Source organism: Micromonospora sp. NPDC048868 (genome assembly GCF_043198195.1).
GTDB lineage: Bacteria > Actinomycetota > Actinomycetes > Mycobacteriales > Micromonosporaceae > Micromonospora > Micromonospora reichwaldensis.
The window spans coordinates 89,178-101,368 of sequence record NZ_JBICUN010000008.1; the positions used below are offsets into that span (position 1 = coordinate 89,178).

Here is a 12,191-nt window from a genome sequence, read left to right on the forward strand (position 1 = left end):
TCGGTGGACGGTGACGTGGAGGTGCGCGGTGGCGGGTGTGGGTGTCGGCGACGTGGTGCGGGACTTCGAGTTGCCCGACGAGACGGGTACGCCGCGGCGGCTGTCGGAGTTTCTGGCCACGGGTCCGGTGGTGTTGTTCTTCTATCCGGCGGCGTTGACGCGGGGGTGCACGGCGGAGAGCTGCCACTTCCGGGACCTGGCGGCGGAGTTCGCGGCGGTGGGCGCGACGCGGGTGGGCATCAGCCGGGATCCGGTGGAGAAGCAGGCGGAGTTCTCCCGCCGGCACGGGTTCGACTATCCCCTGCTGTCGGACGTGGACGGCACGGTCGCGGACCTGTTCGGGGTGCGGCGGCGGCTGCCGTTGGGTGCGCTGAGCACGCGGCGGATGACGTTCGTGATCGGCACGGACCGGCGGGTCGTCGAGGTGGTCCACAGTGAGCTGAACATGAACGACCACGCGGACGCGGCGTTGCGGGCGCTGGGGGGTTGATCTTCCGCTTGTCGGCGTGGGCTGGTATCAAGGCAGACATCTGAACAGGTGTACGAGGGGAAGAGGTTGCTGATGGGTGCTGCTGGCCAGGGTTTGTCCACTGACGAGGTGCAGAGCATCCGGGAGGCGCTGGCGGCGGGCCGCAAGCCGAAGGTGGTGTTCACCGCCTCGGCGGGTCAGATCGCCGGGCAGGTGGGTCAGGTGGTGGAGCTGACCGACCCGGCCGTGTCGGACGAGTTCGTGGTGGTCCGGTTCGGTCGCGACGAGTTGCCCTTCTCCCCCGCCGACGTGGCGGTGGCCCCGCGCGGCGCCGCGCGTAAGGCGGCCGAGCCGCAGCCGGAGACGCCGGAGCCCGAGCCGGCGGCGCCGGCGGAGCCGGAGTTCGTGTTGGACCGGGTGCCGCAGCAGCGGCGGGAGGAGCCGAAGGTGGAGACGACGGAGGCGAAGCCCGCCCCGGCGCGCAAGGCGGTGAAGGCCGTGAAGCCGAAGGGGCCGGCGGGGCTGACGGTGACGCTGGCGTACGCCGACGGTGAGTGGACGGTCGCGGCGCAGCAGGGCAGCAAGTCCCTGGCGAAGCCGTACGTGGTGAAGCCGGCGGAGGCGCTGCGGATGGTGGCGCTGGTCGATGTGCCGGGCGTGCACGAGGCGGTGGAGCAGATCATGGCGGCCGAGCGGGCCGAGGCGGAGCAGCAGGCGGAGAAGCTGCGCGCGGAGCTGGCGGAGATCGAGGCGCGCCTGGCGGAGCTGCGCGAGGCGCGCTGACGCGGACGGCCGGCGGGGTGGGTGGCGGTGCCGCTCGCCCCGCCGGCGCTGGCGGGTGTGCTGGTCGACGAGCCTGCCGACGCGCCCGGTGGCGGTGAGCGGGGCGAGGTCGGCCTGGCTGGCGGGCGCCTTGGGGTGGTCAGGCGCGCGGGCCCAGGAACAGGCCGCCGCTGGCGTCGATGACCTGCCCGGTGACCCAGCGTGCGGCGTCGGAGGCGAGGAACGCGACCACGTCGGCGACGTCGCCGGGCTCGCCGAGCCGGTCGAGTGCCGTCATCGCGGTGATCAGCTCGGCCAGGCCCGGTGTCTCGAAGACCGGCCCGTTGGTCGCGGTCCGGGTGGCGCCGGGCGCGACCGCGTTCACCGTGATGCCCCTGGCGCCGAGCTGGTTGGCCAACGTCAGGGTCATCGTCTCGACCGCGCCCTTGGTCATGGCGAACGACGTCTGGGTGGCGTTGGCCATCCGGGTCGCCACGGACGAGATCGTGATGATCCGGCTGCCGTCGCGCAGCAGGGGCAACGCGCGCTCGATGATGAAGTACGGCGCCCGTACGTTGACCGCGAACAGGTGGTCGAAGGCTGCTCGTGTCGTGGCGCCGAGCGGGCCTGCGGGTGGCGCTGCCGCGTTGTTGACGAGGATGTCGAGTGCTCGCCCGGCCAGGCTGGCCTCGACGCCCGCGAACAGCGTCTCGAGATCCGCGTCCACGCCCAGTTCCGCGCCGACGGCGTGCGCCGTTCCACCATCGCGCACGATCTGGTCGACAGTCGCCGTCGCGCCCTGCCTGTCCGTGCCGAAGTGGGCGATGACGACCGCTCCCCGCGCTGCGAGCCGGATCGCGATCGCCTGGCCTATGCCGCGTGACGCGCCGGTCACCAGGGCTGTCCTGCCGATCAGATCACCCATGATGTGAGCTACTCCCAACTTGGTAGTGACTATCAGTGCGATAGTGTCTACCACATGAGGGAGCGGCACTCGACACTGCGGGAGCAACGACGGGCCGAGACGCAGCGCGTGATCCAGGCGCACGCGGTGCGGTTGTTCGTCGAGCGCGGGTACGACGGCACGACCGTGAACGACGTCGCAGCGGCCGCGGGCGTGTCTGCGATGACGGTGTACCGGCACTTCCCGACGAAGGAGGACCTCGTGCTGGTCGATCAGAACGGCCCGCTGGTCGCCGAACGGATCGCCGCGACGCCGGCCGGGCAGCCCCTCGTGCGCCGCATCGGCAGCGCGCTCGTCGACTCGGCGCGGACGCTGACCGCCGGCGACGACCGGCTCCTGCTGGCCCGCCTGCGGCTGATGATCTCGACGCCCGCCCTGCGCGCCCGACACCTGGACAACCACTACGTGCTTCAACAGGCCATCGTGGACGGCCTCGGGGACGAGGCCGCCGATCCGGACACGGCCTTCCACGCCGCGGCGGCGGCGAGCGCCTGCCTGGCCGCCATGCACACCGCGCTGGTGCGGTGGGCGAAGGACGACGGGCGTACCGATCTGCCCGACCTGATCGCGGAGGCGCTCGCGGCGGCCTTCGGCGACATCACGCTCCCGCAGGAGCAAGCTTGACGCCGATCTGATCTCGACCACCACCGGAGCCGTGCACGCGACGCGGCCGCGGGGTCGACGCGGGAGGAGGGGCGCGTCGCGGTCGGCGCGGGTGGCGGCGGGACCTCACCGCCACCCGCCGTGGGCGGGTCAGTGCCGCGGGATGTGGGCCACCCCGATGCGCTTGCGGAACACCCAGTACGTCCAGCCCTGGTAGGCCAGCACGATCGGGGTGAACACCACCGCCACCCAGGTCATGATCTTCAGGGTGTAGGGGGTGGAGGCGGCGTTGGTGGCGGTCAGCGTCCCGGCCGCGTCGAGCGTGGAGGGCAGCACGTTCGGGAAGAGCGCCGCGAAGAGCGTCGCCACGGCCAGGGCGATGGCCACGGCGGTGCCGGTGAACGCCCAGCCCTCCCGGCGGGCGCGGGCGGCGGTGAGGCCGCCGAGCAGGGCGAGGGCCGCGCCGACGGCGAAGACGACGGCGGCGGTGCTGGAGCGGATGTTCAGCGTCCAGGTCAGGAACGCCACCGCGAGCACGGCGGCGGCCACGCCCACGCGTACCGCGAGGGCGGCGGCGCGCTCGCGGACCTCGCCGACGGTCTTCAGGGCGATGAACACGGCGCCGTGGGTGAGGAACAGCGCCGCGGTGGTCGCGCCGCCGAGCAGGGCGTACGGGTTGAGCAGGTCGAGCAGGCCGCCGACGTACTCGTGGTCGGCGTCGAGCGGCACGCCGCGCAGGATGTTGGCGAACGCCACGCCCCACAGGATCGCCGGCACCACCGAGCCGACGAAGATGGCGGTGTCCCAGCGGCGTTTCCAGGACGCCTCGGGGCGCTTGTGGCGGTATTCGAAGGCGACGCCGCGGATGATCAGGGCGAGCAGGATCAGCAGCAGCGGCAGGTAGAAGCCGGAGAACAGGGTGGCGTACCACTCGGGGAACGCGGCGAACATGGCGCCGCCGGCGGTGATGAGCCAGACCTCGTTGCCGTCCCAGACGGGGCCGATGGTGTTGATCAGGACGCGGCGTTCCCGGTCGTCGCGACCGAGTACGGGCAGCAGCATGCCGACGCCGAAGTCGAAGCCCTCGAGGATGAAGTACCCGGTGAACAGGACCGCGACGAGCAGGAACCAGATGGTGGTGAGTTCCACGGTTGTCTCCGGTGATCAGTAGGCGAACGCGAGCGGGCGCTCGGCGTCGTCGTGGGTGTCGTCGATGTCGGGGTCGGGGGTGAGGTCGGGTACGCCGGCCTTGGCGTAGCGCAGCAGCAGTTTGACCTCGACGACGGCGAGGGTGGCGTAGATGAGGGTGAAGGCGGTGAAGGAGGTGAGCACCTCGGTGAGCGAGACGCTGCGGGAGACGCCGTCGCGGGTGAGCATCTCGCCGAAGACGATCCACGGCTGGCGGCCCATCTCGGTGAAGATCCAGCCGAAGGAGTTCGCCGCGAGGGGCAGCAGGGGCATGACCAGGCCGGCGCGCAGCAGCCACTTGCTGGTAGGGGTGCGGCCCTTGCGTTGGCTCCAGAGCACCAGCAGGGCGATGGCGGCGGCGGCCATCCCGAAGCCGATCATGAAGCGGAAGCTCCAGTAGGTGACCGGGATGATCGGGGTGTAGCTGCCGGCGCCGTACTGGGCGGCGTACTGGGCCTGCAGGTCGTTGATGCCCTGCACGGTGCCGTTGGGGTCGCCGGTGCCCAGCCAGGACAGCAGGTGCGGGATCTTGAGGGCGAACAGTTCGCGGCTGCCGTCGAGGCTGCCGACGGTGAGTACGGAGAACGAGGCGGGGCTCTCGGTGGTGTAGAGGCCCTCGGCGGCGGCCATCTTCATCGGCTGCACCTGGGTCATGATCTTGCCCTGGATGTCGCCGGTGATGGCGACGGCGGCGGCGGAGACCAGGGTGACCCAGGAGCCGAACTTCGCGGCGAAGCGGTAGGCGGGGGTGTCGGCGGAGTCGCGGTTGCGTACCAGGTGCCACATGGCGACGGCGACCAGCAGCGAGCCGGCCACCAGGAACGCGCCGGCGATGGTGTGCGGGAAGGTGATCATGGCGACCTTGTTGGTCAGCACGGCGACGAAATCGGTGAGTTCGGCGCGGCCGGTGTCGGGGTTGATCCGGTAGCCGACCGGGTTCTGCATGAACGAGTTCGCCGCGAGGATGAAGTACGCGCTGAGGTTGCTGCCGATCGCGGCGGCCCAGATGCTGGCCAGGTGCAGCCGCTTGGGCAGCCGGTCCCAGCCGAAGATCCACAGGCCGATGAAGGTGGACTCCAGGAAGAACGCGACAAGCGCCTCGATCGCCAGGGGGGCGCCGAAGATGTCGCCGACGAAGCGGGAGTAGTCGCTCCAGTTCATGCCGAACTGGAACTCCTGCACGATGCCGGTCACCACGCCCATGGCGAAGTTGATCAGGAAGAGCTTGCCGTAGAACTTGGTGAGCTTCAGGTACTTCTCGTCGCCGGTGCGGTGCCACATCGTCTGGAGGATCGCCACCAGCACGGACAGGCCGATGGTCAGCGGCACGAAGAGAAAGTGGTAGACGGTGGTGACACCGAACTGCCAGCGGGCGACGTCCAACGCGTCCACCAGTAACCCCCAGGCTGTGCATACTACGAGACGTAGTAAATACTACTGCTCGTCGTAGAAGAATCGGCAGGGGCGGGGGTCCCGAAGCGACCCGGGACCAATGACCCTGATCACCTCTGCCGGACGGCCCCGGCACCACGCGGGGTGGCCCGCGCGTGCGACCATGCGCGCTGATGGACACCACCCGCCCGACCTGGCAGCCACCGCTGATCTGGCGTGCCGCGCAACTGCTCGCCCGCGTCGTCGTCGTGCTCCTGGCCCGCCTGGAGGTCAGCGGCGACGTGCCCGAGGCGCTGCGCCGGGGCCCGCTGATCCTGGCCGCCAACCACATCAGCCCGTTCGACCCCGTCGTGCTCGCCGCCGCCTGCCGCGCCCGGGGCGTCGCCCCCCGGATCATGGCCACCGGCGGGCTGTTCCGCACCCCCGTCATCGGCGCCGCGATGCGCCACGCCGGGCACCTGCGGGTCGACCGGGGCACCGCCGCCGTCAGCCGCGCCCTCGACGACGCCGCCGCGGCGGTCGCCGCCGGCTCGGTGATCCTGGTCTACCCGGAGGGCCGCATCGGCCTCGACCCCGGTTTGTGGCCCGAACGCGGCAAGACCGGCACCGCCCGCCTCGCCCTCGCCTGCGGCGCCCCGGTCGTCCCGGTTGCCCAGTGGGGCTGCCACGAGGTGGTGCCCTACCGCGCCCCGAAGGGACTGCTGCGCGGCATCGCCCGTTCCCTGGTGCGCCGCCCTGTCGTGCGGGTGCACTTCGGCGACCCGGTGGACCTCGCCGACCTGACGCCGGCAACCCCGGGCGCCGCCCTGCGCGCCACCGACCGGATCATCGACGCCATCACCGATTCGCTGGTGCCGTTGCGGCCCGACGAGCCCGACAGGCCCCGCCACGTCGACCCGGGTCGCCCGATCGACACCAGCCGCTCCCAGCGCTCCGGAAGAACCTGATCCCGGCGTGGGCACAATGGCGAGGTGACCCGCCTGCGCCTGCCGCTGCTCGTCGTCGCCCTGCTCGTCCTCGTCTGCGCAGGCGGGTACGCCGTCCTGCGCTCGGCGTACCACGACGAGAAGGACCGCCGGGACCTCAGCGACCTGACCCGCTCCTCCCCCTGGCCTGCCGAGGACCTGCTGATCCCCGACGACCTGCCCCGCTCCGGCACCCTCGGCTGGCTGGACCGGCTCGGTCTCGACATCGCCTACGGCCTGCGCACCCGCGACGGCCGTACGGTGCCGGTGGTGTGGCAGCAGCACCACCCGGCCCCCGACGGGTCCCTGGCCGACGGGGTCGACTGCGACGTCCGGACGATCCACGTCTGCACCGACGCCGGCGACGGTCTCACCCTCGTCGTGACCCGGGACACCGACAACAGCGACCCCGCCACCGCGCTGTACCTCTTCGGCGCCGACCAGGTGCTCAGCGTCAGCGTGCAGGGTCCGGATCCGGTGACCGTCGACGACCTGCGTGGTGCGCTCACCCGCACCCACCACCCCTCCGACTGCGAGTTGCTCGCCCTGCTGCGCGGACCCGGCTACCAGACGGACTGGAGCTGACCCGCTCCGGCCGCCGGCCGGTCACCCGCCGGCCACCGCGCCCCGGCATACTCCCCGCGTGACCCACGCCTACCTCGACGGCCCCGCACCGCTGGCCTTCGCCCACCGGGGCGGCGCCGCCGAGGGCGACGAGAACACCGCCGCCGCGTTCGCCCGGGCGATCGGGCTCGGCTACCGGTACGTCGAGACCGACGTGCACGGCACCGCCGACGGCGTCGCGGTGGTCTTCCACGACGCCACGCTGGCCCGCGTCACGGGCGAGCCGGGGCGCATCGCCGACCTGCGCTGGGCCGACCTGGCCTCGGTACGCGTCGGCGGCGCCGCCGTGGTCCCCCGCCTCGACGAGGTCCTCGACGCCTGGCCGCAGGTGCGGTTCAACATCGACGTCAAGGCCGACGGCGGCGTCGAGCCGACAGTGGCCACCGTCGCGCGCGTCGGGGCCGGCGACCGGGTGCTGCTGGCCTCGTTCAGCGACGCCCGGCTGGCCCGGCTGCGCGCCCTGACGCAGGGGCGCGTCGCCAGCAGCCTCGGCATGCGCGGGGTGGCCCGGCTGCGGATGGCGTCGCTGACCGGGCGGGCGCTGCGACTGCCCCCGTCGGTGGTCGCCGCGCAGGTGCCGGTGCGCTACGGGCGGGTGCCCGTGGTGGACCGCCGGTTCCTGCGCCACGCCCACCGACTCGGACTGCACGTGCATGTCTGGACGATCGACGAACCTGCCGAGATGCACGAGTTACTCGACCTCGGAGTGGATGGCATCATGACCGATCACGTCGGCGTGCTGCGCGACGTGTATCACAGCCGCGGTCACTGGGCCGCCTGAACCGTTCGAAGGACCCCGATGGCCGAGACCGTCACCCCCGCCGTGGACGACACCCCCGCCCCGGCGAGCACCCGCCGCGAACGCAGCGGCTGGTACTTCTACGACTGGGCGATGTCCGCCTTCTCCACCACCGTCATCACCGTCTTCCTCGGCCCGTTCCTGACCACCGTCACCGAACTCGCCGCCGGCTGCGAACTCGGCGCCGACACCTGCGGCGGCTACGTGTACCCGCTGGGCATCAAGGTCGCCGCCGGCTCGTACTTCCCGTACCTGGTGTCGCTGTCGGTGTTCCTCACCGTGTTCGCGCTGCCGATCGTCGGCGCGATCGCCGACCGCTCGGCGCACAAGAAGCGGCTGCTCGCCGCCGCCGCCTTCATCGGCGCCGGCGCGACCGTCGGCATGCTCTTCGTCACCGGCGACCGGTACCTGCTCGGCGGGGCGCTGTTCATGGTCGCCAACATCGCCTTCGGCGCCGGTGTCGTGGTCTACAACTCGTTCCTGCCGCAGCTCGGCGGCCCCGACGACCGCGACGGCATCTCCAGCCGCGGCTGGGCGCTCGGCTACCTGGGCGGCGGCCTGCTGCTGGCGCTCAACCTCGTCGCGGTCAGCATGCTCGGCGAGGAGGGCAACCACCAGCGCACCCTCGACCTGGCCCGCTGGTCGATCGTGTCCGCCGGCGTGTGGTGGGCGGTGTTCACCCTGATCCCGCTGCGCTGGCTGCGCGAGCACCCCACGGCCGCCGCGCGGGCCGGCGGCAACCCGGTCAGCGACGGGTTCCGCCAGCTCGGCCGCACCCTGCGCGAGATCAAGGCGTACCCGCTGACGCTGTTCTTCCTGCTGGCGTTCCTGGTCTACAACGACGGCATCCAGACCGTCATCGCCCTGGCCAGCCAGTACGGCACCGAGGAGCTGAAGCTCGGGCAGAGCACCCTGATCGTCACCATCCTGCTGGTGCAGTTCCTCGCCTTCGGCGGCGCGCTGCTGCTCGGCGCCCTCGCCAAGCGCATCGGCGCCTGGAAGACCGTGCTGATCAGCCTGGTGCTGTGGACCGGGGTGATCCTCGGCGCGTTCCGGCTGCCCGCCGAGGCGCCGGTGCCGTTCATGATCCTCGGCGCCGCCATCGGCCTCGTGCTCGGCGGCAGCCAGGCCCTGAGCCGGTCGCTGTTCAGCCAGCTCATCCCCGCCGGCAAGGAGGGCGAGTACTACGGCTTCTACGAGATCAGCGACAAGGGCACCAGCTGGCTCGGCCCGCTGGCCTTCGGCATCGTGTTCCAGCTCACCAACTCCTACCGGGTGGGCCTGGTCTCCCTGCTGATCTTCTTTGTCGTCGGGTTCCTGCTGCTGCTGGCCGTGCCGATCCGCCGGGCGATCGTCGCCGTCGGCAACACCCCGCCCCGGGTGCTCTAGGGAACGCGGGCCCGTCCCGCACCGGCCGGATCAGCGGGCGTCGATCGGCTAGGCTGCCCGACCGTGACCGACCACGCCACCGCCCCGACCTGCCTGGCGCGCCCGCCGCTGGGCCCCGACGACTCCCCCGCCGGGTGCGCCGCGGCGCGGGGCGTGGACGGGCGTCCGCTGCACGCGGCGGCGTTGAAGTTCTTCTGGGGGCCGATGGACTGCGGCAAGTCCACGATGGCGTTGCAGATGAACTACAACCACTCCCGGCAGGGCCGCCGCGGCCTCGTCACCACCCGCATCGACCGCTCGCTCGGCCCGCAGGTCACCACGCGCATCGGCCTGGCGCACGAGGCCGTCGAGGTCACCGACGAGCTGGACCTGCGCACCCTGGTGCGCGACACCTGGGCCGAGGGCGTCCGCGTCGACTACCTGATCTGCGACGAGGCGTCGTTCTACAACCTGGAGCACGTCGAGCAGATGGCGGAGCTGGTCGACAGCTACGACGTCGACGTGTACGCGTTCGGGCTGGCCACCGACTTCCGCTCGTGCCTGTTCCCGGCCGCGCAGCGGCTGTTCGAACTGGCCGACGAGGTGGCCCGCATCCAGGTCGAGGTGCTCTGCTGGTGCGGCCGGGAAGGGCTGCTCAACGCCCGGGTGGTCGACGGCCGGGTGGTCCGCGAGGGCCTGCAGGTGGTCATCGGGGACACCGTGGACAGCGCCGAGGTGCGCTACCAGGTGCTCTGCCGCCGGCACTACCGCGCGGGCGAGCTCGGCCCCCGCCGCTGAGGCGTCAGTACGGGTCGCCGCACACCCGCCAGCCGCCGTCCTCGCGCACCACCGACAGCTTCCGCTCCTCGGTGAGGCCGCTGTCGCGGGTCAGCCGCACCGCCACCGTGCCGCGCGGGCTGCCGCCCCGGGTCGCCACCGACACGTCGACGATCTCGTAGCCGTTGACCAGCGGCGGGGTGCGCAGCCAGCTCGTGAACCCGATCGGGCTCCACCGGCTGCGCGCGTCGGCGCAGAGCCGGTCGTACGCGCCGTCGGTGTCGCCCGCCGCCACCGACCGCAGGAACCCGTCTGCGGTCTCCCGCACCGGGCCGCTGGCCTGCGTGACCACCTGCACGTTCCAGGCGCCCAGCCCGGCGACCCCGATGCAGCACAGCAGCACGGTCACGCCCGCGAACACCAACCCGGTACGCACCGGGCGGCTCCGACGGGCCGGCCGGCTCCACGGCTGCTCAGCGCCCACCCGTCGACCGTAGAGAACCGGTGGGCCCGCCCGCAGGAAAGTCGGCCCTGTCGCCCCCGTACCGGCCGGTCGGGTCGCGGCCGCCGCTGGCGCCGAGCACCGCCCGAACCGGCCCGCCGCGCGCGGTCACGGCTCGATGAGCCCGGCCCGGATGGCGTAGCGGGTCAGTTCCAGCCGGTCCCGGAGGCCGAGCTTCTGCAGCAGGTTGGCCCGGTGCCGCTCGACGGTCTTGACGCTGATGAACAGCAGGCGGGCGATCTCCTTGGAGGAGTGGCCCTCGGCGACGAGCTTGAGGATCTCCTCCTCGCGTTCGGTGATGGCCCTGGCCGGCACGCTCTCGCCCCGCGCGCTGCGTTCCAGGTAGGTGCGGATGAGGGCGTTGATGGCACCGGGATAGAGGAACGGTTCGTCGCGCACGGCGGCGCGGCAGGCCTCCACCAGGTCGCGGTCGGCGACGGACTTGAGCACGTAGCCGTTGGCGCCGACCTTGAGGGCCTCGAAGAAGTACTGCTCGTTGTCGTACATGGTCAGGATGAGGATGCGCAGGCCCGGCTGCTGCCGGGACAGCTCCCGGGCCGCCTGCAGGCCGGTCAGTCGCGGCATGGCGATGTCGAGGATGGCCAGGTCGGGACGCTCGGTCTGGGCCAGGGCGATGGCCTCCGCGCCGTCGCCGGCCTCCGCCACGACGGTCAGGTCCGGTTCGCTGTCGAGGATGAGGCGCACGCCACGGCGGACGAGGGCGTGGTCGTCGGCGAGCAGGATGCGGGTGGTCACGGCCGGCCCTCCCGGTCGCCGAGCGGCACCCGCAGCCGCACCTCGGTGCCGCCGCCCGGGCCGGGACCCACGCTGAGCTGGGCGCCGATGAGCAGGGCCCGCTCCCGCATGCCGCGTACGCCGGCGCCCTCGGCGGCGTCGCCGATGCCCCGGCCGTCGTCGCGGATCCGCAGCTGCACGTGGCCCGGTCGACGGGTCAGCGACAGCTCGACGGTGGCGGCCCGCGCGTGCCGGACGGTGTTGGTGAGGGCCTCCTGCGCCACCCGGTAGATCACCAGTTCGGCCTCGCCGTCGAGGGTGGGCAGGTCGGCGTCGAGGTGCTGGCGCACGGACAGGTCCGTGTGCCCGGTGACCTCCGTGACGAGCGCCTTGAGGGCGCTGGTCAGGCCGAGCTCCTCCAGTACGCCGGGGCGCAGCCGGCGCGCGATGCGGCGGATCTCGTCGAGGCTGTCGCGGGTGGTCTCCTGCACCTGGGCGAGTTGGGCGCGGACCGGTTCAGGCGCGTGCCGGGCGACCTGCTTGAGTTCGAGCAGGACCGCGGTCAGGGTCTGGCCGACCTCGTCGTGCAGTTCCTGGGCGACGCGCCGGCGCTCGGCCTCCTGGGCGGACAGGGCGCTGGCCGCGCTGGTGGCCCGCTCCGCCTCCAGCCGGTCGATCATGGCGTTGAAGGCGCGGATCAGGTCCGCGATGCCGGCCTGCCCGGCCGGGACCGGGCGGGGCTCGGGCTGCAGCAGGTCGATGGTGGTCATGGCCCGGGTCAGCCGGTGCAGCGGCGCGAGGCCGACGCGCAGCAGCGCGGCGTTGGCGACCAGCATCGCCGCGAGGCCCACGGTCAGCACGAGGGCCTCGGTGAGCAGCACGGGGGTGGACACCGTGACCGGGCCGAGCAGCAGCAGCGTGGCGGCGACGAGTACGGCGGCGTTGAGCAGGAAGATCCGCCAGAACAGCGACACGACGACACCTCTCCTCCCGCTCCGGTTCCGACGCCCTGCGACTCCGCCGCTCGTCCGCGCTCAGGGACG

14 protein-coding genes are annotated in these 12,191 nt (G+C 72.3%); 8 read left to right on the forward strand and 6 right to left on the reverse strand.

Going from position 1 to position 12,191, the window contains the following annotated elements; genetic code table 11:
- Window positions 1–28 precede the first annotated feature (28 nt).
- Together ACGFNF_RS15110 and ACGFNF_RS15115 are read left to right on the forward strand one after the other, a co-directional pair.
- Window positions 29–490 (forward strand): peroxiredoxin, encoded by a 462-nt coding sequence (locus ACGFNF_RS15110; RefSeq protein WP_393168305.1) that lies wholly within the window; start codon window positions 29–31, stop codon window positions 488–490.
- A gap of 72 nt (window positions 491–562) precedes the next feature.
- Window positions 563–1,252: a hypothetical protein gene (locus ACGFNF_RS15115; protein ID WP_393168307.1), complete on the forward strand. Its 690-nt coding sequence runs from the start codon at window positions 563–565 to the stop codon at window positions 1,250–1,252.
- 139 nt (window positions 1,253–1,391) lie between these two features.
- On the opposite strand, the gene ACGFNF_RS15120 is transcribed toward ACGFNF_RS15115, so the two are convergent.
- Window positions 1,392–2,156, reverse strand: a complete 765-nt coding sequence (locus ACGFNF_RS15120) for an SDR family oxidoreductase (RefSeq protein WP_393168309.1) — start codon at window positions 2,154–2,156, stop codon at window positions 1,392–1,394.
- Window positions 2,157–2,210: 54 nt separating this feature from the next.
- Here ACGFNF_RS15120 and ACGFNF_RS15125 point away from each other — a divergent pair, with 54 nt between their 5' ends.
- Entirely contained in the window at window positions 2,211–2,819 is a 609-nt protein-coding gene (locus ACGFNF_RS15125; RefSeq protein WP_393168311.1) for a TetR/AcrR family transcriptional regulator, read from the forward strand.
- Between the two features lie 129 nt (window positions 2,820–2,948).
- On the opposite strand, the gene cydB is transcribed toward ACGFNF_RS15125, so the two are convergent.
- Window positions 2,949–3,947 carry a cytochrome d ubiquinol oxidase subunit II gene (gene cydB / locus ACGFNF_RS15130; protein WP_357579348.1) on the reverse strand — a complete coding sequence of 333 codons (999 nt, stop codon included), beginning with the start codon at window positions 3,945–3,947 and terminating at the stop codon, window positions 2,949–2,951.
- 15 nt (window positions 3,948–3,962) lie between these two features.
- Window positions 3,963–5,378, reverse strand: coding sequence for a cytochrome ubiquinol oxidase subunit I (locus ACGFNF_RS15135; RefSeq protein ID WP_358118136.1), 1,416 nt, complete (start codon window positions 5,376–5,378; stop codon window positions 3,963–3,965).
- A 173-nt stretch (window positions 5,379–5,551) separates the two neighbouring features.
- Between ACGFNF_RS15135 and ACGFNF_RS15140 the strand changes: the two genes are divergently transcribed.
- The 5 genes from ACGFNF_RS15140 (at window position 5,552) to ACGFNF_RS15160 (ending at window position 9,932) form a co-directional block, all read left to right on the forward strand.
- A complete protein-coding gene (locus ACGFNF_RS15140; RefSeq protein WP_393168314.1) occupies window positions 5,552–6,325 on the forward strand; it encodes a lysophospholipid acyltransferase family protein in 774 nt (257 codons plus the stop codon).
- Window positions 6,326–6,349: 24 nt separating this feature from the next.
- Window positions 6,350–6,928 carry a hypothetical protein gene (locus tag ACGFNF_RS15145; protein WP_393168316.1) on the forward strand — a complete coding sequence of 193 codons (579 nt, stop codon included), beginning with the start codon at window positions 6,350–6,352 and terminating at the stop codon, window positions 6,926–6,928.
- A 58-nt stretch (window positions 6,929–6,986) separates the two neighbouring features.
- Window positions 6,987–7,748, forward strand: a complete 762-nt coding sequence (locus ACGFNF_RS15150; protein WP_393168318.1) for a glycerophosphodiester phosphodiesterase — start codon at window positions 6,987–6,989, stop codon at window positions 7,746–7,748.
- Between the two features lie 18 nt (window positions 7,749–7,766).
- Window positions 7,767–9,155: an MFS transporter gene (locus ACGFNF_RS15155; RefSeq protein WP_393168320.1), complete on the forward strand. Its 1,389-nt coding sequence runs from the start codon at window positions 7,767–7,769 to the stop codon at window positions 9,153–9,155.
- A 63-nt stretch (window positions 9,156–9,218) separates the two neighbouring features.
- Window positions 9,219–9,932 (forward strand): thymidine kinase, encoded by a 714-nt coding sequence (locus ACGFNF_RS15160; RefSeq protein ID WP_357579354.1) that lies wholly within the window; start codon window positions 9,219–9,221, stop codon window positions 9,930–9,932.
- A 4-nt stretch (window positions 9,933–9,936) separates the two neighbouring features.
- On the opposite strand, the gene ACGFNF_RS15165 is transcribed toward ACGFNF_RS15160, so the two are convergent.
- From ACGFNF_RS15165 to ACGFNF_RS15175, 3 genes are all read right to left on the reverse strand, one after another.
- Window positions 9,937–10,395 carry a hypothetical protein gene (locus ACGFNF_RS15165; protein WP_151453194.1) on the reverse strand — a complete coding sequence of 153 codons (459 nt, stop codon included), beginning with the start codon at window positions 10,393–10,395 and terminating at the stop codon, window positions 9,937–9,939.
- Between the two features lie 126 nt (window positions 10,396–10,521).
- Complete coding sequence (locus tag ACGFNF_RS15170; RefSeq protein ID WP_132237626.1) at window positions 10,522–11,169, reverse strand: response regulator transcription factor; 648 nt, start codon at window positions 11,167–11,169, stop codon at window positions 10,522–10,524.
- A complete protein-coding gene (locus ACGFNF_RS15175; RefSeq protein ID WP_393168323.1) occupies window positions 11,166–12,122 on the reverse strand; it encodes a HAMP domain-containing sensor histidine kinase in 957 nt (318 codons plus the stop codon). The genes ACGFNF_RS15170 and ACGFNF_RS15175 overlap by 4 nt, the downstream gene beginning before the upstream one ends.
- Window positions 12,123–12,191 lie beyond the last annotated feature (69 nt).

What these genes read in the sequence shown, in the direction of transcription:
- ACGFNF_RS15115 (WP_393168307.1), top strand. Translation starts at nt 563, where the DNA reads ATGGGTGCTGCTGGCCAGGGTTTGTCCACTGACGAGGTGCAGAGCATC.
- ACGFNF_RS15120 (WP_393168309.1), bottom strand. Translation starts at nt 2,156, where the DNA reads ATGGGTGATCTGATCGGCAGGACAGCCCTGGTGACCGGCGCGTCACGC.
- ACGFNF_RS15125 (WP_393168311.1), top strand. Translation starts at nt 2,211, where the DNA reads ATGAGGGAGCGGCACTCGACACTGCGGGAGCAACGACGGGCCGAGACG.
- ACGFNF_RS15140 (WP_393168314.1), top strand. Translation starts at nt 5,552, where the DNA reads ATGGACACCACCCGCCCGACCTGGCAGCCACCGCTGATCTGGCGTGCC.
- ACGFNF_RS15155 (WP_393168320.1), top strand. Translation starts at nt 7,767, where the DNA reads ATGGCCGAGACCGTCACCCCCGCCGTGGACGACACCCCCGCCCCGGCG.